The organism is Shewanella xiamenensis, assembly GCF_024971755.1.
GTDB lineage: Bacteria > Pseudomonadota > Gammaproteobacteria > Enterobacterales > Shewanellaceae > Shewanella > Shewanella xiamenensis.
This window is the reverse complement of the sequence record NZ_CP079718.1, coordinates 901,315-922,350: the sequence shown is the minus strand read 5'-3', so window position 1 is coordinate 922,350 and position 21,036 is coordinate 901,315. Positions and strand designations below refer to the sequence as shown.

General features: G+C 46.9%; 18 protein-coding genes. 11 read left to right on the top strand and 7 right to left on the bottom strand.

The genetic code is table 11. The features are described 5' to 3' along the window. The first annotated feature begins 21 nt into the window (after positions 1 to 21). The 4 genes from priA (at position 22) to KXJ80_RS05145 (ending at position 5,582) form a co-directional block, all read left to right on the top strand. On the top strand, positions 22 to 2,235 hold the full coding sequence (gene priA, locus KXJ80_RS05160) for a primosomal protein N' (RefSeq protein WP_055648044.1): 2,214 nt from the start codon (positions 22 to 24) through the stop codon (positions 2,233 to 2,235). A gap of 111 nt (positions 2,236 to 2,346) precedes the next feature. Further along, positions 2,347 to 4,092 carry an arginine--tRNA ligase gene (argS, locus tag KXJ80_RS05155; RefSeq protein ID WP_055648045.1) on the top strand — a complete coding sequence of 582 codons (1,746 nt, stop codon included), beginning with the start codon at positions 2,347 to 2,349 and terminating at the stop codon, positions 4,090 to 4,092. A gap of 3 nt (positions 4,093 to 4,095) precedes the next feature. Next, on the top strand, positions 4,096 to 4,791 hold the full coding sequence (locus KXJ80_RS05150) for an SPOR domain-containing protein (protein WP_037422384.1): 696 nt from the start codon (positions 4,096 to 4,098) through the stop codon (positions 4,789 to 4,791). Positions 4,792 to 5,357: 566 nt separating this feature from the next. Beyond that, the gene (locus KXJ80_RS05145; RefSeq protein WP_023266915.1) at positions 5,358 to 5,582 is read left to right on the top strand and encodes a hypothetical protein; all 225 of its coding nucleotides are present in this window, start codon (positions 5,358 to 5,360) and stop codon (positions 5,580 to 5,582) included. A 218-nt stretch (positions 5,583 to 5,800) separates the two neighbouring features. Here KXJ80_RS05145 and KXJ80_RS05140 read toward each other — a convergent pair whose 3' ends face one another. From KXJ80_RS05140 to KXJ80_RS05130, 3 genes are read right to left on the bottom strand one after another with little or no spacing between them, the layout of a single operon-like run. Then, entirely contained in the window at positions 5,801 to 6,733 is a 933-nt protein-coding gene (locus tag KXJ80_RS05140) for an SPFH domain-containing protein (RefSeq protein WP_037422379.1), read from the bottom strand. Beyond that, complete coding sequence (locus KXJ80_RS05135) at positions 6,733 to 7,668, bottom strand: SPFH domain-containing protein (RefSeq protein ID WP_037422376.1); 936 nt, start codon at positions 7,666 to 7,668, stop codon at positions 6,733 to 6,735. The genes KXJ80_RS05140 and KXJ80_RS05135 overlap by 1 nt, the downstream gene beginning before the upstream one ends. An 11-nt stretch (positions 7,669 to 7,679) precedes the next feature. Further along, entirely contained in the window at positions 7,680 to 8,150 is a 471-nt protein-coding gene (locus KXJ80_RS05130; protein WP_037422373.1) for an NfeD family protein, read from the bottom strand. A 488-nt stretch (positions 8,151 to 8,638) separates the two neighbouring features. On the opposite strand from KXJ80_RS05130, the gene KXJ80_RS05125 reads away from it, so the two are divergent. Further along, positions 8,639 to 9,391 carry an outer membrane protein OmpK gene (locus tag KXJ80_RS05125; RefSeq protein ID WP_086902255.1) on the top strand — a complete coding sequence of 251 codons (753 nt, stop codon included), beginning with the start codon at positions 8,639 to 8,641 and terminating at the stop codon, positions 9,389 to 9,391. A 108-nt stretch (positions 9,392 to 9,499) separates the two neighbouring features. Here KXJ80_RS05125 and udp read toward each other — a convergent pair whose 3' ends face one another. Beyond that, entirely contained in the window at positions 9,500 to 10,258 is a 759-nt protein-coding gene (udp, locus tag KXJ80_RS05120; protein WP_037422367.1) for a uridine phosphorylase, read from the bottom strand. Positions 10,259 to 10,671: 413 nt separating this feature from the next. On the opposite strand from udp, the gene KXJ80_RS05115 reads away from it, so the two are divergent. Beyond that, a complete protein-coding gene (locus KXJ80_RS05115) occupies positions 10,672 to 10,884 on the top strand; it encodes an HP1242/YdcH family protein (RefSeq protein WP_037428200.1) in 213 nt (70 codons plus the stop codon). A 62-nt stretch (positions 10,885 to 10,946) separates the two neighbouring features. Here the strand turns inward: KXJ80_RS05115 and KXJ80_RS05110 are convergent, their stop codons facing one another. Together KXJ80_RS05110 and KXJ80_RS05105 are read right to left on the bottom strand one after the other, a co-directional pair. Next, on the bottom strand, positions 10,947 to 12,122 hold the full coding sequence (locus KXJ80_RS05110; RefSeq protein ID WP_037422364.1) for a type III PLP-dependent enzyme: 1,176 nt from the start codon (positions 12,120 to 12,122) through the stop codon (positions 10,947 to 10,949). Positions 12,123 to 12,540: 418 nt separating this feature from the next. Beyond that, complete coding sequence (locus KXJ80_RS05105; RefSeq protein ID WP_086902257.1) at positions 12,541 to 13,023, bottom strand: hypothetical protein; 483 nt, start codon at positions 13,021 to 13,023, stop codon at positions 12,541 to 12,543. A gap of 236 nt (positions 13,024 to 13,259) precedes the next feature. On the opposite strand from KXJ80_RS05105, the gene KXJ80_RS05100 reads away from it, so the two are divergent. After that, on the top strand, positions 13,260 to 14,798 hold the full coding sequence (locus KXJ80_RS05100) for a tetratricopeptide repeat protein (RefSeq protein ID WP_086902258.1): 1,539 nt from the start codon (positions 13,260 to 13,262) through the stop codon (positions 14,796 to 14,798). Positions 14,799 to 14,862: 64 nt separating this feature from the next. Here KXJ80_RS05100 and KXJ80_RS05095 read toward each other — a convergent pair whose 3' ends face one another. Beyond that, positions 14,863 to 15,702, bottom strand: a complete 840-nt coding sequence (locus KXJ80_RS05095; RefSeq protein ID WP_069454181.1) for a LysR family transcriptional regulator — start codon at positions 15,700 to 15,702, stop codon at positions 14,863 to 14,865. 159 nt (positions 15,703 to 15,861) lie between these two features. On the opposite strand from KXJ80_RS05095, the gene KXJ80_RS05090 reads away from it, so the two are divergent. The 4 genes from KXJ80_RS05090 (at position 15,862) to KXJ80_RS05075 (ending at position 20,766) form a co-directional block, all read left to right on the top strand. Beyond that, the gene (locus tag KXJ80_RS05090; RefSeq protein ID WP_086902259.1) at positions 15,862 to 16,593 is read left to right on the top strand and encodes an SDR family oxidoreductase; all 732 of its coding nucleotides are present in this window, start codon (positions 15,862 to 15,864) and stop codon (positions 16,591 to 16,593) included. 498 nt (positions 16,594 to 17,091) lie between these two features. Further along, on the top strand, positions 17,092 to 17,421 hold the full coding sequence (locus KXJ80_RS05085; protein WP_011718452.1) for a c-type cytochrome: 330 nt from the start codon (positions 17,092 to 17,094) through the stop codon (positions 17,419 to 17,421). A gap of 178 nt (positions 17,422 to 17,599) precedes the next feature. Then, positions 17,600 to 19,330 (top strand): DUF3373 domain-containing protein, encoded by a 1,731-nt coding sequence (locus KXJ80_RS05080; protein ID WP_037430695.1) that lies wholly within the window; start codon positions 17,600 to 17,602, stop codon positions 19,328 to 19,330. Positions 19,331 to 19,377: 47 nt separating this feature from the next. Further along, positions 19,378 to 20,766 (top strand): tetrathionate reductase family octaheme c-type cytochrome, encoded by a 1,389-nt coding sequence (locus KXJ80_RS05075; protein ID WP_086902260.1) that lies wholly within the window; start codon positions 19,378 to 19,380, stop codon positions 20,764 to 20,766. The last annotated feature ends 270 nt before the right edge of the window (positions 20,767 to 21,036 follow it).

Genomic DNA, 21,036 nt, shown 5'->3' with positions numbered 1-21,036 from the left:
CCTTTTAGACTCGCCCAGCATATGTCACTGTTTGTTGAAGTTGCGTTACCTGTGCCTATGCGGCAAAACTTTACTTATCGCGTAAAGACAAACGAGCAAAGCGATGATAGCCCCCAAGCCAAGCCACAAATTGGCGTTCGGGTCAAAGTCCCCTTTGGACGACAACAACTTATTGGGCTCGTTACCGCGATTACCGACAGTTGCGATCTGGCGCCAACGCAACTGAAATCCGTTATAGAGTTTATTGATGACACGCCCTTATTGCCAGAATCGCTCTATAAATTAACCCTATGGGCAGCCCGATACTACTTTTGCAGCCAAGGCCAAATGCTCACCCAAGCATTACCTGTAGCACTGCGCAAGGGCCTAGATGCCGCGCCACAAAAAATCCAGTACTGGCACATCACAGAGCTAGGCAGCAATATTGCGCCAGAAACCTTAAAACGCGCGCCCGCTCAAAAAAAATTACTCGAACAGCTAAAACAAACCAGTCTCACCCAGGAAGAAGTCATCAGCCTAGCGCTGAACAAGACCGCGCTCAAAACCTTAGAAGATAAAGGCTGGATTGCCCGCCACGAAAAACTCGCCGAGCTCAATCTCGATTGGCGCAGCCAACTCGAGCTCGATGAAACGCCCCACAGGCTAAATAAAGAGCAAGCAATTGCCGTAACGGTATTAACGCAGCAACAAGGATATCACTGTACTCTGCTCGAGGGCATTACCGGTTCGGGTAAAACAGAAGTCTATTTAGCCTTGCTCGAACATATCCTTAAACAAGGTAAACAAGCACTTATTCTAGTGCCTGAAATTGGCCTCACGCCGCAAACCATCAATCGCTTTAAACGCCGATTTAAGGTGAATGTTGCCGTGCTGCACTCAGGTTTAACCGACAATCAGCGCCTCGAAGCCTGGCGACAAGCTCGCTGTGGCCAAGCGGCCATCATCATTGGTACTCGCTCCGCATTGTTTACGCCGATGGCATTTCCCGGTGTAATCATCCTCGACGAAGAACACGACAGCAGCTTTAAACAGCAAGAAGGCGTTGGTTATCATGCGCGCGACTTAGCGGTAATGCGTGGGCATTTAGAATCAATCCCAGTGATTTTAGGATCAGCAACGCCTTCCTTAGAAAGCCTGCAAAATGCGCTCAGTGGTCGTTATCATCATCTGCAACTCGGTGAGCGGGCTGGCAATGCTAAAAAAGTACGCCAAGGTATTATCGATATTAAAAACCTGCCCCTCAAGGCGGGCATGTCGGCACCACTTATCAACGAGATCCGCAGCCATTTAGAAGCCGGAAATCAGGTATTACTATTTTTAAACCGCCGCGGCTTTGCGCCAGCGCTGCTCTGCCATGAATGTGGCCACTTACATGAATGCGACCGCTGCGATGCATTTTTTACCGTGCATCAATCCCTTGGGGAAATTCGCTGCCACCACTGCGGTAATCAATATGCCATTCCAAGGCAATGCCATAATTGCGGCAGTACCATGTTGATGGGCCAAGGTATTGGTACCGAGCAGCTCGCCGAAGCACTGCAATTGGAGTTTCCAAAATATCCAGTGGTGCGTATCGATCGCGATACCACCCGCCTTAAAGGTTCGCTAGAAAACCATTTAAGTGCGATTCATAAGGGCGAATATAAAATCTTGGTTGGCACCCAAATGCTGGCCAAAGGGCACCACTTCCCTGATGTTACCTTAGTGGGCTTACTCGATGTTGATGGTGCGCTATTTAGCGCCGACTTTAGGGCGCCAGAGCGCTTCGGCCAGCTTTATACCCAAGTGGCGGGCCGCGCTGGGCGGGCCAATAAACCCGGTACAGTGCTTCTGCAAACTCACCAGAGTGATAACCCGATCCTTAGGGATTTACTCCACCGCGGTTATGGCGAATTTGCCCGCAGTCAATTAAAAGAACGGCAAATGGCGCTCTTGCCACCCGCTTGGCATATGGTACTGGTGCGCGCCGAGGCGCATTCTGCCTTAGATGCTGACAATTTTCTTAATGCGTTTGCATCCTTGCTGCCCCAAGATAAAGAGTTTGAGATTATCGGCCCAATGCCCGCGCCACTCGATCGAAAGGCCGGTAAGTTCCGCCGCCAGTTGATGTTTCAAGCCAAACATAGACATAGATTACAGCAGGAGTTTGAGCGTATTTATCCGCTTGTGGAACAACTGCCCGAAGCCAAACGCTGCCGCTGGAGCCTAGATAGGGATCCGCAGGATCTGTTGTGATTCAATAATTTGATAAAAAATCATCGGGAAGATAGCAATTAGTCACCACAAACGGCTAAAATACGCGGTTATTCCCTGTATTCACTCTTAAAGTTAGTAGCTAATTAACCCATGAAATCACATATCCAATCATTACTTGACCAAACCATCGAATCCTTTAAACAACAAGGTATTTTACCTGCGGATTTTGAGGCCCGAATTCAAGTAGATCGAACCAAGGATAAGAGCCATGGCGACTTGGCAACCAACGTAGCCATGATGCTAACCAAGGCAACGGGTAAAAATCCGCGTGAATTAGCACAGCTGATCATCGACAACCTTCCCGCCTCCGCCTATGTGGCAAAAGTTGAAATCGCAGGCCCAGGTTTTATCAACTTCTTCATCGATGACAGCGCACTGGCTAACCAATTACAAGCCGCGATTGGCGATGCGCATTTAGGGATCAAATTACCCGCACCACAAACTGTTGTGGTGGATTATTCATCACCAAACCTCGCCAAAGAGATGCACGTAGGTCACCTGCGTTCAACCATCATCGGCGATAGCGTGGTGCGCACCCTCGAGTTTTTAGGTCACAAAGTGATCCGTCAAAACCACGTGGGCGACTGGGGCACCCAATTTGGTATGTTGCTGGCTTACATGGAAGAATTACGTGCAGCCAATGGCGAACAAGCCCAATTAGAGTTATCGGATCTCGAAACCTTCTACCGCGCCGCCAAACTGCGTTTCGACGAATCGGCTGAGTTCGCGACCCGCGCCCGTCAGCTCGTGGTTGCACTGCAATCCGGTGATGAGTACTGCAACAAACTGTGGCGCGAATTTAACGATATTTCGCTAAGCCACTGCCACGAAGTATACGAGCGTTTAGGGGTGAGTTTAACCCGCGCCGACGTGCACGGTGAAAGCGCCTACAACGCCGATTTAGAGCAAGTTGTTAAAGATTTAGATGCCCAAGGTTTATTGACTGAAAGTAACGGCGCCAAAGTGGTCTTCCAAGAGGCCTTCCGCACAAAAGAAGGCGAACCACTGCCGGTTATCATTCAAAAAGCCGATGGTGGTTACCTGTACGCCACAACCGACTTAGCCGCGATGCGTTACCGCTCAAGTGTACTCAAAGCCGACCGCGTGCTGTACTTTGTTGATTTACGCCAAGCACTGCACTTCCAGCAAGTGTTTAGCCTTGCCAAACTGGCCAAGTTTGTCCGCGAGGATATGTCACTCGAGCACTTAGGCTTTGGTACTATGAATGGCGAAGATGGTCGTCCGTTCAAGACCCGTACTGGTGGCGTGGTGAAATTAGTTGATCTGCTCGACGAAGCCAACAGCCGCGCGCTGGAATTAGTTCGCAGTAAGAATCCAGATATGGATGAAGCGACACTTGCAGAGATTGCCCGCGTAGTTGGGATCAGCGCGGTGAAATATGCTGATCTATCGAAAAACCGTACCAGCGATTACATCTTCAGCTTCGAGCAAATGCTGAGCTTTGAAGGCAATACCGCGCCTTACCTGTTATACGCTTACACCCGTGTCGCTGGCATTTTTAAGCGTGCGACCGATGTTGACTTAAGCCAAGCCAAAATCGTACTCGACCACGAAAAAGAGAAAGATCTAGGCAACAAACTAGCGCAGTTTGGTGAAATCCTAAGCCGTGTTATCGACAAAGGCCAACCACATGTGCTCTGCGGTTACCTCTATGAATTAGCAGGGGCTTTCTCTAGTTTCTATGAGGCCTGCCCAGTGCTTGCAGCCGATAACGACGAGCAAAAACACAGTCGTTTACTGCTGTCACAACTGACGGCGAGCACTCTGCAAAAAGGCCTAAATCTACTAGGTATCGAAACCCTAGAACGGATGTAAGCCATGAGCAATCGTGACTATGCCAACAGAAGACCGCAATCGGGCGCAAAACCGCGCCCGATCCGCGCGACACGCGCAAGGCCTGCGGCTAAAAAGGCCCCGCCTAGCCGTAAACTTCCTATTCCTTTGATCCTGTTTGCCTTTATTGCTGTAGGCAGTTTTGGCTATTTTCTGTGGAGCATTAAAGACACGGCCAAGCAGGAAGCGCCTGTAGAAGTCAAAACAGAAAAAGAAGTGAAGGCAAAAGAACCCGCTGCAACGCTAACGCCAAAGGTTAAAGAGGTTGAGCGCCAAGAAGTCGCCGTCGCCGCTCCGGTAGAGGAACAGCCGGTAGTTGAAGTGCCGAAGAAAGATCCGAATGCCTTGCCGCCTAAACCCAAGGAAGAATGGACCTATCTGGACGAGCTTGAGAATAAACACGTCGAAGTGGATATTCCTGATGTCGTGGCAACGCGTGCTCCACAGCAATATCAATTGCAGTGCGCCTCATTCCGTCAGGAGTCGCAGGCGAACCAGATGAAGGCCGTGATTGCATTCCAAGGATTAGAAGCGCAGGTCAGACAAATTGAGGGCACCTCAGGCACTTGGTACAAAGTCATCCTCGGGCCTTATGAGCGCAAACGTGATGCCGAGCGTAAGCGTCACACCTTGCAAAATGCAGGGATCAATGGCTGCCAACTCTTAGCCATTCCTAAGTAATCCTACTCGGAAATGGGTCTCTGAATCGCGGCGCGTGAGCCATCACGCGCCGCGATTTTTTATCTTCTTGCCAACTGAAGTCCGCTTCCAACCACCCTCTTCCGCCTCGTTTTAAACATTGAGCTAATACCAATCGTATTAAATATCTGTTCATTCAGCGGGAGTTAAACGGGCTTTAGACAAGGCGAAGGCTTGAAGGCATAGTGGCGCTCTGTCGAAAGCCTTAAACGCAGTATAAAGCACGTTCAACCCCGCCCTCCGGGAGCCTCACAGGCATCTCACTCCCGTGTTACATTGACTTAAAAGGGAATAACCATTTCTTCGTCAATGCGCCTTGGATTGAGATGCCTGTGAGGCTCTGAACTGATTAGATATTTAATGTGATTGGTATAAGTCACAATTTCATTTTATGGAATTTATAACCACCTATTTTTACACAATAAATTTGTTTATTAAGAAAGATTAATATGGCGTTTAATTGACCTAGATCAAACTTAGGCGTATCTCTTAATAAACAGCAAAACCTGTTGTCTACTCTCCAAAAACCAACCTCAGGGTGAAGTATTATGAATGCATTAATCGAGATCGAAGCCTCTGAATTTAGCCAACTGTTCAAAAGTGGTGACGCCTTAAGTATCCGGATGTTTATGGAGCATGTTCACATGCCTTTAGATGTGCAGGATAAGATTTACAACGAAATTTCCGCCTTAGCAGTACTTGAACAAGACACTATAGCGCGGCTTATCGAAACCCATTCCCACTCCGAAATCTCTGAACGTTTGGCCTATTAACGCGCTTAGTCTTAATACAATGTAACGCCAACGGATGGCTTCATTGAATTCCCCCTGTACCGCGTCAATTAGATGCATTCGTCCGAAACATTTTCAACCAATCATCCTTGTCAATCCTATGCAAAACCGCAAAAAATAAGGCCAAATATCACTATTTGGCCTTAGGTTTATTGGTGCTTAAGCTTATGAATATTTAAGCAACTGCATGGTTTAGTGTCTTAAGCTTTCTCTTTTAAGCCTATGCTATTCATCCAGTAATCGAAATCGACCATATTACCGGGCAACACAATACGGCTAGACTTTTGGCTTAACCCATCAAGCTGCTTAAAGTATTGCTCACCGAGTTGCATACGCAGTGCGTTATGGCCACCAGGAGCGGCAATCACTGTTGCTAAACGTTCAATCGATTCCGCCGTGGCACGCGACAGCGTTAAAATCTCCTCCGCTTTACCTTCGGCCTCGTTGATACGACGCTGCATTTCCCCCTCAGAACGGTTAATCGTTTCCGCTTTAATCCCTTCGGAGCGATTAATCTTACTCTGCTTATCACCCTCACTCTTTGCCAGTAATGCACGGCGCTCACGCTCGGCATTCACTTGCATTTCCATGGCGTTTTTCACCGTCTCGGGCGGCGTGATGTTCTTAATCTCATAACGATGCACGCGGATCCCCCACATGGCGCCTGCTTGGTCGAGCACTTCCACTACCTTGGCCGAAATCACATCCCTCTCTTCAAAGGTGCGGTCGAGATCTAAAGTGCCGATCACAGAGCGCGTGGTGGTCTGTGCCAGCTGGATAGCCGCATAACGATAGTCGGTAATGCCGTAGCTTGCCTTCACAGGATCGGTAACAGAGATATAAATCACCCCATCGACTTCCACATTCACCTCATCGCTCGAGAAGCACTCCTGTGGTGGCACGTCGATAGTTTCCTCTTTTAAGTCATGGATATAAGCCACTTTATCGACAAATGGGATCAGGGTGTGGAAACCCGCATCTAACGTCGAGTGGTACTTACCTAAACGCTCAACGATATAGGCCGATTTAGTCGGGACTAAGCGAATGGATTGGAACAGCTTAATCACAAATATGGCGAAAATCAGTCCCCAAATAACCATTACTGCGACATCAGTATTCAATGGGATTTCCATTAGCGAGCTCCTTTGCTAGTTGCATTATGGCCAGCCACGGTTTGGGTGACTTGTTCCATTCCTTCGAAGAATCCTTCGAGTTTTGCCATTTCAGCCGGGACGACCGACACTTGCGAATCGTTGAGGATCTTACCAACCTGAGCAATAAACTGCTCTTTTAACAACATATTCATCGCATCGGTACCGCCATTAACCGCTAACGCTTGGGAAATCATTGCCATGCCTTCGGACTTTGCCTTAGCAATAATGGCAATCTCTTGGCCTGTACCCTTAGCTTCGTTGATACGCTTCTGTTTTTGGCCTTCAGAAATGTTAATCGCTTCTTGGCGTTCACCCTCTGACATATTGATCATCGCAGCCTTTTCAGCATTGGCTAGGGTAATTTCAGCGCGTTTACGGCGCTCGGCTTCCATTTGTTTTTCAAGGGTATGGATCACGTGGCGCGATGGCGTGATATTGCGGATCTCATAACGTAACACTTTGATCCCCCAAGGCTCTGACGCCTTATCAATCTCGCGCACTATAGATTCGTTTAAGCGGTCACGCTCGGAAAAGGTTTCACTCAAAGTGAGCTTACCGATTTCAGAACGCATCGTAGTTTGCGCCAGATTGACGGCAGCTTTACGATAGTTTTCAATACCGTAGCTCGCTAATTTACCGTCCATGACCTTAAGATACACTAAGCCATCGACTTCAAGCTGAGTATTATCCTTGGAGATACAGCTTTGTGGCGGCACGTCGAGCACTTGCTCACGGGTATCGTGGCGATAGGCCACACGGTCGAAAAAGGGAATTAAGAAATGAAATCCCGGTTGGAGTACGGTGCGAAATTTCCCTAAACGCTCAATGACATGCACCTCACGCATTGGCACTATTAGCATGAGCTTATAGAGAATAAACAAGACAAATAAAATGATTAAGGTAAACACAAACATAGACTCATCCTTTAGTTTTGAGACGTTGCCTGATGAACAGGCTCAACCACTAGGGCAATGTTTTCACGGCAGATAATCCTGACCTCAGAGCCCGCAGCAATGACACTACCATCCCCCAATGCGGGCCATTCGCTCCCTTGAAACTCGACTCTTCCTGTGGTTTGTCCTGGGCCTATGGTTTGTTTCACTCGAGCGATTTGATTGTAGATATCAAGTTCTTCATCGGTGTTGTCCACATGGGAATCCCCACCGACCAATTTTTGTGTGACTTGCCGAAAGGCAAGCAATAGGACAATGGCCGACATAAACCACAGTGTCAGACTTTGAACTAAGCCTTCCACTAGGCCAATACCTAAGGCACCTGCGACCACTAAACAGGCCGCGCCAAGAAGCACAACTATACCTCCGGGTATCACCAGTTCCGCTAGCATCAAGATAATCCCGATAATAGACCAGATGACAATCAGATTCGAAAACTCCATATTTCCCCCTGAAATGAGAGCATCCAGTGCAGCACTATAGCAGCAGAACAACAGACGCGCGACATAATATGTCATAAATTTATACGCCGATTTTTAAACGACAGCAAGGGAAATAACTGAAGCTGACTAATAGGCTGAATCGCTTTATAGGGAAAACGCTATGGGTTTCTGTTCTAAAATTAAGCACAATCAATTCAAAAAGTTAGCTTAAAACATCAACAAACAAGAATTAAAACAACAAATAATCATACAAAATCAATAAATTAAGCAAATATAAACCCACAATATGATTATGTGATTTTCACAACAACATTCGATAAAAACTTTGAATAATTGTAAATTTTTGCATATATTGCCCGCACTTTTGACCTAGCTCTCTGTCGGGGGTCGACTCAAGACACAACACCTGAGTCGCTTTGCCATACAGTGCACAGAGCAGGAACTGAGTACAACCTTATTAACCTCTACCCCTACAACAGGAAATAACAATGAAAAAGACATGCCTATGTCTAGCATTAATGCTTTCACCTCAAGCATTTGCTGGTGACTTAGTACAGTGGTGGGATTTCAGTGCAACCGCCCTTTATGGCGAAGACTACGACTTGGCTCCTTCGGACAAGCAAACGACAGTCACACTCGAAACCGCTGGTGCATGGAAATACGGTGATTGGTTTGCCTTCCAAGATTTTATCTATTTCAAAGGCGACCACACGGGCATGGATAGCACCACCTACGGAGAGATTTCACCGCGCTTTAGCGCGAGTAAAATCCTCGGCGAAAAGATTGCCTTCGGCCCAATCACCGATCTTTCATTAGCCCTCACCTACGAAGAAGGTGAAGGCCCTGTGCATAGCTTGCTCTATGGCTTAGGGGTCGATGTTGCCATACCTTACTTTACCTACCTTAACTTCAACACCTATCGTCGCGATGCGATGAGCTCAGGCAACATCAGTGATGGTTGGCAGTTCACCCCAGTATTCAGAATCGATATCCCTGTAGGGTCTGCTAACATCATTCTCGATGGCTTTATCGATTGGGTATTTGCAACAGACAACAGTGGTTATGAAGAGAACTTCCACTTTAACCCTCAGCTTAAATACGATTTAGGTAAGAGCCTATTTGGTGACCATAAGGCAAATAAACTGCTGGTAGGTATCGAGTACGATCTGTGGACCAATAAATACGGCGTGAAAGGTGTCGACCAAGACACTTACTCTGTGATTGCTCAGTACCACTTCTAACAGTGACTGGCAAAAATCAAAGTTACTTTTGAAAATTAAAAAGGTGCCCAAGGCACCTTTTTTGTTATTGAGCCACTCGCTTTGCAGGGGAGTGATATTGAACCAAGATTACGCGAGTAACTTCTTAGCCGCTGCAACCACGATAGAAACCGCACTGACTTCGGTTTTCTTCATTGTTGCTTCATCAGGAATTTCTTGTTGAGTACGGTTTACGATCACACCCGCCACACAGGCAGCGCGCCAACCTTGAGTCGCACACATAGTAAATAGGGTGGCTGATTCCATTTCATAGTTCAGCACGCCCATTTCTTGCCACTCTTTCATTGAACCAGCAAAACGGCGGGTCACACGGCCAGTGACAGTGTCGTAACGCTCTTGACCTGGATAGAAGGTATCTGAAGATGCGGTAACACCAATATGTGGCTCTACGCCCGCATCGCGGCACGCAGCAACCATAGCTGTGGTACATTCAAAGTTAGCCACTGCTGGGAACTCCATTGGTGCAAAATGTAAGCTCGCGCCATCTAAACGCACTGACGCTTGAGTCACAATCACATCACCCACATTCACATGGGGTTGAATCGCACCTGTAGTACCAACACGTAAGAAGGTATTCACGCCTAATTGCGCTAACTCTTCTACCGCAATCGATGTTGATGGACCACCGATACCGGTAGAACAAATCACCACTGGCTTACCGTCAGCATACGCTAAGTAGCTGGTGTACTCGCGGTGGCTTGCAAGAAACGTTGGATTATCCATTAACTCAGCAATACGTTTTACACGCTCAGGATCGCCTGGCACAATCGCCAACGTAGCGCCATCGAGCATCGCTTTGGTCAAACCTAAATGAAATACATCAGCCATCGTGAAAACCCCTTTCATTTTTGATAGTAAAATTCTTATATAATCGACTTTAACCTAGTATCGAAGCGGTGAAGGTTAACTTGATCACAGAATTATCGGCAAGAAGAATTGTTCATCCGTAATGTAATTACCAAATCTATTACAGCTTGATCACAAAGATAGCAAATCTGTGATGCTTCTGTGAGCTTGTATCAATTACGTGGAATAAAGTGTGAGTCAGATCTGACTCAATCGCCACATCAAGCAATATAAAAGATATAGATCATTGATTTATAGCTGATTTGCTGAAATCACGCTTTAGTATTAACCTGTAGAAGGACAAATATTGATCCATATCACGTTTATTCATTATGCCTAAGGTTAGGGTTAAGACGAGACCAAAGCACAGTAGAAAGACGACAAGGAGAACGCCAATGTTTCCAGAGTACCGAGATCTGATTACCACCTTAAAGACCCAAGATGCTCATTTTCAACGTAAATTCAACGAGCACAATCAATTAGATGAGGAAATCAAACAACTGGAAAAACGTGTCGGTAGTGATTTCAATCCCGCAGTGAAAGAGCTCAAGAGCAAAAAACTCCACTTAAAAGAAGAGATCTATCAAATTCTCAAATCCCACAGCTAAGCTGCTATCACGGGAAAAACTAAGGGCGCCGCAGCGCCCTTTTTGTTGCTATCTAAGACCGATTACAGATAGTAATCCTTCAGTGGTGGAAAACCATTAAAACACACAGCTGAATAAGTCGTGGTGTAAGCACCGGCGGTTAACCAGTACATACGGTCTCCAATCGCTAGGTCATTCGGTAAACCATAGCTGTAGTGCTCATACATAATGTCGGCGCTGTCGCAGGTTGGGCCAGCAATCACGCACTTATCCAGCTCACCCTGTTTATGGGTGTAGATTGGGAATTTAATTGCCTCATCCATGGTTTCGATTAAACCAGAGAACTTACCCACATCGGTAAACACCCAACGCTCTAATGCGGTGTAGGATTTCTTACTGATCAACACCACCTCAGACACCAAAACCCCAGCGTTAGAGATCAGCGAACGACCCGGCTCCAAAATAATTTGGGGAAGATCATCACCAAAATCTTCCTTCAGGAAGTGAGTGATTTGCTCAGCATAGACACCGAGTTGATTGGTTTTGTCGATATAATTCGCAGGGAAACCGCCCCCCATGTTGATCATCTTCAATACAATATTGTGCTCATCGCGCAAACGATCGAATATACTTTTCACTTTACCAATCGCCGAATCCCAAGCACCGATATCACGCTGCTGTGATCCCACGTGGAATGAAATACCGTAGGGCTCTAAGCCTAATTCCTTCGCCAACACTAACAGCTCATAAGCCATCTCATTTTGGCAACCAAACTTACGAGACAGTGGCCAATCGGCGGTGTCTGTGCCTTCGGTCAGGATACGCACATAGATGCGTGAACCTGGTGCTTCTTCGGCGATCATACGTAAGTCAGCTTCAGAATCCGATGCATACATACGCACGCCACGCTCATAAAAAGCACGTACATCTTGGCGCTTTTTAATGGTATTGCCATAGCTAACACGGTCAGCTGTAACGCCGACATTCATAACCATATCTAGCTCATAAATCGAGGCAATATCAAAGTTTGACCCTTTATTTTTTAGTAACGTCAGGATCTCAGCCGCAGGGTTTGCCTTAACTGCATAATAAACATTGGCATAAGGAAAACTATTAACCATGTCATCGTATTGTTTCGCAATGATACTGGTATCAATCACTACGAACGGGGTCGCTTTATCCTTCGCAAACTCTTCAATACGTTTGAAGGTTTGAGCATCATAATAGTCAGCAACATCAATAGATTGAAATTGGCTCATTGGGCCAGAGTCTCCTTTGGGTCAGATGATAAAAAGTCGTTATGTGTCTTAAAAACGTGCGCAGTAAACGCTATTTTTTTAATTAACGCAACGAATTTTTATGCTTAATAACTAACTTTTTATTCCAATAAATATTAAGCCGAGTTGGACCTAAAAAAACTATTTTTAAAACAAATAATTATGCATAAGAGTTCAGCAAAGAATCTTAAGCTTTATTAACGCTAAAAATGAATTTTTTAAAGAGGCAGCTCGCTTTAGCTAAGGGCAGATTATCAGGGAGAAAACGATAGGATGAACCTTAAGTTCCACGGCGTAGTAATACCGAGCGAGAAAACACATCTGTAGTGTTATATAAGGATTAGTCAGATATAAAAGAGGGGAAATCTCTCCCCCTCAGATAGGGCGTAGTCCTACGACTTTACTGCTGTGACTCATTTAATTTGACTAAGGCTTGGCCTAGGGCTTCGCTGGAGTCAAAGTAAGCAATATCTTGAATATTGAGATTATCCAATAAAATCATGGTTGCCATATCTTTGGTATTGGGCAATAGGCGGCTAATCTGCCCTTCCCTGTCTAAACCAATGGCAAAAGGCAGTTCCTGCATTTGTGGTACAGCCACAAATTTGGCTATCAGCGATGGCATACCACTGATATCAGCCACATAAACTAAATGCGCAGGAAACTTATCCCCCGTTAAAGGCGTTAGAGTTTCTTTAATGATATCGCCACCTTTCATGCTACGACTAAAGAGCACTACTTTGGTTTGTTCGGTAACACTGACCGCCTTATCATTTTGATCTTGCAATGAAATAGGACTTATCGCGTCTCCCGCTACATAACTTGTAGCCAACGCCATCATGGGAGTGAAAAGGAAGGACAGGCACAACAACAGCTTTCTCATAAACACTTAGCTCCATTTTAGATACGGGCAATAGCATACCCGAGTCTGGTAACCCGCTCATTTAATCCGAGCTATTACATGATACGCTTCACAATGCATCACGAATACGTCTTTAAAAGACGTCCACTCACATGGGATATATCAGACTTAGCGACCTAACTTCAAACACTACACTTGCAATTTTAGTCTGTTACAAGTTTACTGTGCTGCCAAAATATCGATAGTGACGGAATACTATGTTGTTGATACTTATCATTATAGCCTTTATCGTACTCTTTGTTTTTTTCGCAAAGTACCAAAAAAAGAAGATTCAAGCCGAAGCGCTTACCGCAGGGGAACCCTCAGCGCTACTCAATCATGGACTCACATTAATCAATCAGGGCGAAGTCAACTCAGGCCTAGACTATATTCAGCAAGCCGTTGATAAGGGCTTTGCCGTGGCCGCCATTGCCATGGCCGAGCTGTATTCGGGTCGATTCCAACAAGTCCCCGCCGATCCCAAGGCATCTGAATATTGGTATCGAAAAGCCGCCGAGATCGATCCGCAATATTTACCCATGCTCACCCTAACTAGCTTGGTCGCCACAGAGGCACAAACACCCGAGCAGTTACGCGAACAGGTAGAACAGCTCAAAACCAGTGCTGAAGCGGGGCAAGTTGAGTTTCAATATGAGCTCGCCTATTTGTATCTCAGACAACCCTTTCTCGATCCCGATGCAAGCCAAGCCATTTACTGGTTCGAAAAGGCGGCCGCCCAAGGAAACCAAGATGCCTATTACCACTTAGGTACACTCTACTGGCATGATGAACGTGTCACTTCGGACTATAGCAAAGCGCGGGAATACTTTGAGAAAGCCGTCGCCGCCGGTGATGAACTCGCAAAAGATAACCTAGGCCATATGCTTGCCGCAGGCCAAGGCGGCCCTAAGGACCTCGTCCGCGCCGAAGCTTTACTCAGCGAATATGCCGTAGAAAATGATTTTCGCCAGTATTACCTAGGCAAACGTTTCCTCTATGGTGAAGATTTTGCCGTCGACTACGGCAAAGCCCGCCACTGGTTAGAAAAATCCTGCGCCGCTGACAATGTCTTTGCCAAGTTAGCATTGGCACACCTTAAGCTACTCGACCCACAAACGGATAATGACTATCAACAGGCAAGAACAGAATTCGAGACGCTAGCGTCCCAGTGGCAAGAGGAAGCCCTATTCGGCCTAGGTAAAATCTATGAAGAAGGCTTAGGCGTCTCGCGCCAACCGATTAAAGCCTTAATGTATTACCAACTCGCAGCGATGAGCCATATCAGTGACTATCAAGACGCATATGAGAAGCTCAGTAAGCGCTTAGGTACCCTAGAGATCCGCGAAGCCCAAAGCCTGTGTAATAACTTTCTGCATCAACATCCTATCCCCAATGAGCAGCAAGCTTATTACTACCTTAACCAAGCAGAAATCTACCGCAAGGGTGAGCATCCGAGCCGCGAAGCGCTGCAAACCGCAGAGACTTGGTACCGTAAAGCTGCCGACTTGGGCAGCCAAGATGGTATGCAAGCCCTCGTTGATATCAACCGCCATGAGTCGATTGATAAACCGGTTCAGACATATATTTGGTCGAGCATATTACTGCGCAACTTTGGCAAATACGGGATGAATAGCGATCAGCTTTTGTATCAACAACAAGTCCTGCCGCGCTTAACAGAGTCCGAGTTGTTGTATGCCCAAGATGAAATCGAGCGGATTGAAACTCAGCTAGCACCTTACTTACAGAGTAATGAATAAGGATTAAATTGCTGATTACTAGGGTTTAGCCGTTTGGCCAAACCCTATTATTAAAAACCACGGCTTAAGCCGTGGTTTTGCTCAAATGCCGCAGCAATGTTGCCAACGTAGGCGCAACGGTTTGATGGGATGGATAACACAAACCAATACGGCGAAACATCCTAGGCCCATCGAATTTAATCTGTTTAAGCCGAGGCTCGTCTTCGATTAATCCATCGGGGAGAAAACTCACCCCAAATCCCGCCAGTACCAGTGACATAACCAAAGACTTAGATTCCGCCTTCGCCACCAAATTGAGCGACAAATTACTGCATGCGAGTAAGCCTATGGTTTGCTGATGCGCCTCGCAGGGTGGGCACTCAATAAAATCGTACTGACTTAACTCTTCGGGACGAATACTGCTGAGCTGCGCAAGCGGATGCTCAGTCGGCACGCATAGCACATAATCCTCCTCCCAAAGCGGAAAAAACACTTCATCCTCATGGCGTAAACTGTCTAAAGTTAACCTGCAATCCGCAGGGCTTTGATAATCCACCAGTTCTAAATCTAAATGACTAATTGCCTGATTGATTTGAGTTAATAACCCTGCAAGACGACGCTGACTCAGATCGGGCATCACGGCTAAACGCAACTTTTGCCGACTCGCCTTAGCCATAAATAGAGCAGGTAATTTACTGGCCTCCTCCACCAACTTAACCGCCAGTGGATACAGATAGTGGGCACTATCCAAAGCTTTTACGCCCTTTTTACTGCGCTCGAATAAGGCACCGCCAAGCTCTTCCTCTAACTGTTTAAGCCCAGCGGAAAGCGAGGGTTGACTGACATAACAACGAGTTGCCGCCGCGGTAATATTGTTTTCTTCATAAATTGCGATAAAAAAGCGTAATAAGCGTAAATCTACCATCAGCCTTCACCAGTCTGCCCAGCATATGTCATAGGAAAATCCTATCATATCCAGTGGGAATAAGTATTTTCCAGCCTAAAAATCCCCATCTATACTGATGAACAAGCTAGATATTGCTCAATTAACCATATTCTTCGCAGATAAAGATAGGAAACTCAAATGACAAAGCCCAATAAATCCCTCGTTGTGATCACAGGCGCTTCATCTGGTATTGGCGCAGCTATCGCTAAAAGCTTTAGTGCTGCCGGACACCCACTCTTACTGTTAGCGCGCCGAGTCGAGGCAATGCAAGCCCTTGCTTTACCAAACAGTTTATCCATCAGCGTTGATGTAACCGATGCAGACGCTATCAAGGCAGCGATTAACCAAGCGGAAGCACAGTTTGGCCCTGTGGGTTGCCTAATCAACAACGCAGGCGTCATGTTGCTTGGGCAAATCGATACCCAAGATCCTAACGAGTGGAGCCGTATGCTCAATATCAATGTAATGGGCGTACTCAATGGTATCCATGCGGTTTTAGCCGGAATGAAGGCGCGCAAAACGGGCACCATTATCAACATCAGCTCAGTGGCTGGACGTAAGACCTTCCCCAACCATGCGGCTTATTGCGCGACAAAATTTGCCGTGCATGCCTTAACCGAAAACATCCGCGAAGAAGTGGCAATGGACGATGTACGCCTAATCACTATTGCACCGGGAGCGGTCGAGACAGAACTCTTAAGCCACACCACGGATGATGCTATCAAAGCGGGTTACCATGATTGGAAAACACAAATGGGCGGGGTGATTGCCCCCGAAAACGTTGCCGCAGCAGCATTATTTGCTTGGCAACAACCGCAAAATGTCTGTGTGCGTGAGATAGTGTTAGCGCCAACACGCCAGCAACCTTAAGCAACGTGCTTGGCACGACCTCGCTATAGTCATGGGTAAAACGCAGTGTGCGAGTGCCACTGCGTTTAAAAATCGACCGAGCGTTCTCAACCCTAGCCACTGTACCGAATTACGCTAGATTCACACTTAAGCAAAGTGGATTTAGGGCGAAATCACTCCAATTGACTACTTTAGCGATCGCAAATTTTACAAAGTGTTAACTCGATCACTCTCATTTTTCCGCCCTATCCGACTCAAAACCCTAGCTGCGACACAACAGGCTAATTTAGCAATAAAAACAAATCATTGTTTTTGAAAATGTAAATCCCCACCCAAATCAATCCACCACCAATCAATTAGATTTTTATCAATGAAATTTTTATCAATTAGATTTTTTTAATGGAAGTGACATACCTCAAATAAACATCCCATCACCTTTGATAAATTTATTCACAAGGTGGAAGCAATAGCCACATTCCACCAACAAAGTCATGTGAATGACAATTAAGAAAGGATGAGATGATGAAAACTTCAACTAAGATCGCAATTGCCGTCGCACTAATTAGCAGCTTAGGCCTCCAAGCCTATGCCGCCGAAGGGGGTAATCCTAAAAAAGGGAAACACCTCTATAAAAAAGAATGTAAAGCCTGCCATAGCCAAGGTGGTGAAGGTGGCGAGCTAACCCCAATGAGCAAAACCATGAGCCAATGGGATCGCTTCTTCGACAAAGATAAACACAAACTCAAACCTGAGGTATTCAACGGCCTCACCGAGCAAGATCTCAAAGATATACAGCAATTTCTGTATGACCATGCCGCCGACTCGGAGCAACCGCAAACCTGCGGTTAATTGCTGCTAAGCCTAAATCAAAGGGATAACCGCAGGCCTGCAACTGCAAGTTAACCCATTGAAATAAAATCCAAGCCCAATAAGAGAAAAATGGGGAGCACACCTCAGGGCCTCCTGTTGGGTAAATTTGGCACAGAGCCATGAGCCAGTGCCAGCGGAACACTCAGGGAGAAACCCTATGCGTACACGTACACTCATTTCGATATTGGTTGCTAATGCGCTGTTTATGTCCGGCCAAACCTTTGCCGCAGCCAACGAAACGCCAGCCGACACCCAAAAAATGGCCGAGCTGAAACAACAACTGGTCGATATCACCGAACAGCTCGATGAACTCAATAGCCGCGTCGATAAAACCGAACGCCACACCTCGTTAGACCGCCTTGAAATCACTGGCGACTTTAGAACCAAGGCCCACTCACTGCATTACCGCGATGTCGTTTGGAACCCCGCCATTAAGGTGGACTTTAATGACTTTGGCGCCAAGGCCATGTCCGGCGCCTTTGGGATGCCAAACGATCCTAACTCACCACTCGGCCAGATGATGCAAGCCAATCCCGATCTGGCCGCCGCCTTTCAAAATGGCATGTTACAGGGTGTGATGCCCTATGTACTCGCGCAGCAACATATCCAAGATATTGATAACGATATCTTTTACACCACTCGCCTGCGGTTAAATCTTAAGGCCAAGGTATGGGATAACGTCAGCTTTGCCGGTCGTCTGAGCATGTACAAAAACTGGGGCGACTCCACCGGCGTACAAGTGTTCGACTCTTGGCGCTCATTCACAATGGATGGCACCAGCAGCGGCAATACCAGTGGTGACTGGCTGCGGGTCGAGCGCGCCTATTTCGACTGGAAAAACATCAACGGCTCCGAGTTTTACCTCTCCATTGGCCGCCGCCCATCCACCTATGGCCCACCAAGCCACTACCGTGAAAACGAACTGCGTGGCGGCACGCCTTCAGGCCATTTAGTCAACTTTAACTTCGACGGTGCCACCTTAGGCTACAACCTAGGGGAAATCACTGGAATTGAAGGACAAGTGGTTCGCTTCTGTTATGGCCAAGGCTTTGAATCCCAATGGGGTAATGGCGAAATGTTTGGCGATATCGTCACCAAGGATACCCACCTCGGCGGCTTTAATATCGATGCCATTAACGATGGTACTAACTTCCTGCAATTCACCCTGTTTGGTGCCAAAGACGTCAACGATGGCTTTAAAGGCACAATGGCCTTCCCGACCCAACTGGCGGGGATTTTTGCCCCCACCATGTACCAAGATATGCAAAAGTTTGACAACTTTAACTTTGTCACCCGAGTGCAACCTAGCGGCGTCATTGGTGATATGTACCTTGGCGGCATTGGCTTTGCACGGGAAGAAGCTAACGATATCAAATGGTTTGCGTCACTAGGCTGGACGCGCGCAGAGCCAAATGGCAATGCCGGCATGTTCGGCGGCATGTTATCCGATGCGGTGTTTGAAGCGGAGCTCAACAGTACAGGCACCGAAATCATCATGGTGCCGAAAACCAGCGATGATACCGAGACCAAAGATGGTTATGGCATCTATGTGGGTATTCAAATCCCCGCGCCCTACGGCAAGTTTGGCTTGGAATATAACTATGGTTCCGAATACTGGACGCCCTTCACCCAAGCTCAAGATGACCCTATTGGCAGCAAGTTAGCCACCCGTGGCCACGTTGGCGAAGCCTATTACATCTTTGATATCAATCCCAAGATGTTTATCAAACTGGCCGGACTCTACTACGACTACGAATACACAGGTAGCGGCACGCCTGTGGGCGCACCACAAAAAATCGATGACGTGTTAGCGGGCTCAGCCTACTCAATGCTGCCTGTGGTCGATAAGGCCTTCGATGTGAACGCCTCACTGACTATTAACTTCTAACCTAGACGCCATTCAGCCCTCGGTATCGCCGAGGGCAGGAGTACAGAATGAAAAAACTCATTGTTATTGCCTTGGCGGGTATGGCGTTGCAAGCGCAGGCCGCTAATCCCCATAAAGACGTCCTTAAAGGCCCCTTCGCCACAGGTTCTGAAGTCACGACGCAGTGCTTAACCTGCCACGAAGAACAAGCCACAGATATGATGAAAACCTCCCACTGGACATGGGAGTTAGAACAAAAGCTACCCGATAGAACCGTATTACGCGGTAAGAAAAATAGTATCAATAACTTCTGTGTGTCGATTTCCAGCAACGAGCCTCGCTGCACTAGCTGTCACGCAGGCTATGGCTGGAAGGACAACACTTTTGACTTTAAAGACAAAACCAAAGTGGACTGCCTTGTCTGCCACGACACCACTGGCACCTATGTGAAAGACCCCGCTGGTGCAGGCGAGCCTATGGCTAAACTCGATCTGGTGAAGATCGCGCAAAACGTGGGTGAACCCGTGCGGGATAACTGCGGTAGCTGCCATTTCTATGGTGGCGGTGGTGATGCGGTCAAGCACGGGGATCTCGACTCTTCTATGGCCTATCCCGATAAAGCCACCGATGTGCACATGGACAGCGACGGCAATAACTTCCAATGCCAAAACTGTCATACCACTGAAAAACATAAAATTTCGGGTAATGCTATGGGGGTATCTCCAGGTGGTATCGACCATATAGGTTGTGAGAACTGCCACGATAGCGCGCCGCACAGCAACAAAAAGCTCAATACCCATACCGCAACCGTGGCCTGCCAAACCTGCCATATTCCATTCTTCGCTAAGAATGAGCCAACCAAGATGCACTGGGATTGGTCAACTGCGGGCGATGATAAACCTGAGACCGTAGATCAATACGGCAAACACACCTATCAGAAGAAAAAGGGTGACTTTGTGTGGGAAAAAATGGTCAAGCCACAGTACGCTTGGTACAACGGCACGGCTAACGCTTATATGGCGGGGGACAAGATGGACCCGAAAGTCGTCACCAAGCTGACCTACCCTATGGGCGACATTAACGACGCTAAAGCCAAGATTTATCCCTTTAAGGTACATACAGGTAAGCAGATTTACGACAAAAAACTCAATATCTTTATCACCCCGAAAACCTATGGCAAAGGCGGATATTGGAGCGAGTTTGATTGGAATTTAGCGGCGAAACTGGGCATGGAGGTTAACACCACCATGATTGAAAAAGGCATCAAATACAGTGGTGAATATGACTTTGCTGCCACCGAAATGTGGTGGCGGATCAACCACATGGTCTCACCAAAAGAACAAGCACTTAATTGTAATGACTGCCACAACAAAGGCACTCGCCTCGATTGGCAAGCCTTGGGCTATCAAGGCGACCCGATGAAAAACAAACAAGGCCCTAAACACAAACAACAATAATTGTACTGACTCGCTGAAAGCCTATCCGAGGCTAAAGCGATTATCGCTCCCCTGCAACCTTCGAGAGCTGATGCCGTTGGCTAAGCTCTCTTTTTTATCAGCTATACTCTGCCAACAAAGACAAATCGGCACAGAGAAAAAACAATACTGTCCCAGTTTGTCTCAACCAATTGGCGTGAAAAGGAGTTTGGCTCTGTTTATAAGTCAAATCAACTGATTTTTATGGCATTTATTTTGCCTAAGCAGGCAATGTTCAATTGTGGCAACCTC

Bases quoted from the DNA above. Each gene is read 5' to 3' on its own strand.
- priA (WP_055648044.1), top strand. From the start codon at position 22: ATGTCACTGTTTGTTGAAGTTGCGTTACCTGTGCCTATGCGGCAAAAC.
- argS (WP_055648045.1), top strand. From the start codon at position 2,347: ATGAAATCACATATCCAATCATTACTTGACCAAACCATCGAATCCTTT.
- KXJ80_RS05150 (WP_037422384.1), top strand. From the start codon at position 4,096: ATGAGCAATCGTGACTATGCCAACAGAAGACCGCAATCGGGCGCAAAA.
- KXJ80_RS05145 (WP_023266915.1), top strand. From the start codon at position 5,358: ATGAATGCATTAATCGAGATCGAAGCCTCTGAATTTAGCCAACTGTTC.
- KXJ80_RS05140 (WP_037422379.1), bottom strand. From the start codon at position 6,733: ATGGAAATCCCATTGAATACTGATGTCGCAGTAATGGTTATTTGGGGA.
- KXJ80_RS05135 (WP_037422376.1), bottom strand. From the start codon at position 7,668: ATGTTTGTGTTTACCTTAATCATTTTATTTGTCTTGTTTATTCTCTAT.
- KXJ80_RS05130 (WP_037422373.1), bottom strand. From the start codon at position 8,150: ATGGAGTTTTCGAATCTGATTGTCATCTGGTCTATTATCGGGATTATC.
- KXJ80_RS05125 (WP_086902255.1), top strand. From the start codon at position 8,639: ATGAAAAAGACATGCCTATGTCTAGCATTAATGCTTTCACCTCAAGCA.
- udp (WP_037422367.1), bottom strand. From the start codon at position 10,258: ATGGCTGATGTATTTCATTTAGGTTTGACCAAAGCGATGCTCGATGGC.
- KXJ80_RS05115 (WP_037428200.1), top strand. From the start codon at position 10,672: ATGTTTCCAGAGTACCGAGATCTGATTACCACCTTAAAGACCCAAGAT.
- KXJ80_RS05110 (WP_037422364.1), bottom strand. From the start codon at position 12,122: ATGAGCCAATTTCAATCTATTGATGTTGCTGACTATTATGATGCTCAA.
- KXJ80_RS05105 (WP_086902257.1), bottom strand. From the start codon at position 13,023: ATGAGAAAGCTGTTGTTGTGCCTGTCCTTCCTTTTCACTCCCATGATG.
- KXJ80_RS05100 (WP_086902258.1), top strand. From the start codon at position 13,260: ATGTTGTTGATACTTATCATTATAGCCTTTATCGTACTCTTTGTTTTT.
- KXJ80_RS05095 (WP_069454181.1), bottom strand. From the start codon at position 15,702: ATGGTAGATTTACGCTTATTACGCTTTTTTATCGCAATTTATGAAGAA.
- KXJ80_RS05090 (WP_086902259.1), top strand. From the start codon at position 15,862: ATGACAAAGCCCAATAAATCCCTCGTTGTGATCACAGGCGCTTCATCT.
- KXJ80_RS05085 (WP_011718452.1), top strand. From the start codon at position 17,092: ATGATGAAAACTTCAACTAAGATCGCAATTGCCGTCGCACTAATTAGC.
- KXJ80_RS05080 (WP_037430695.1), top strand. From the start codon at position 17,600: ATGCGTACACGTACACTCATTTCGATATTGGTTGCTAATGCGCTGTTT.
- KXJ80_RS05075 (WP_086902260.1), top strand. From the start codon at position 19,378: ATGAAAAAACTCATTGTTATTGCCTTGGCGGGTATGGCGTTGCAAGCG.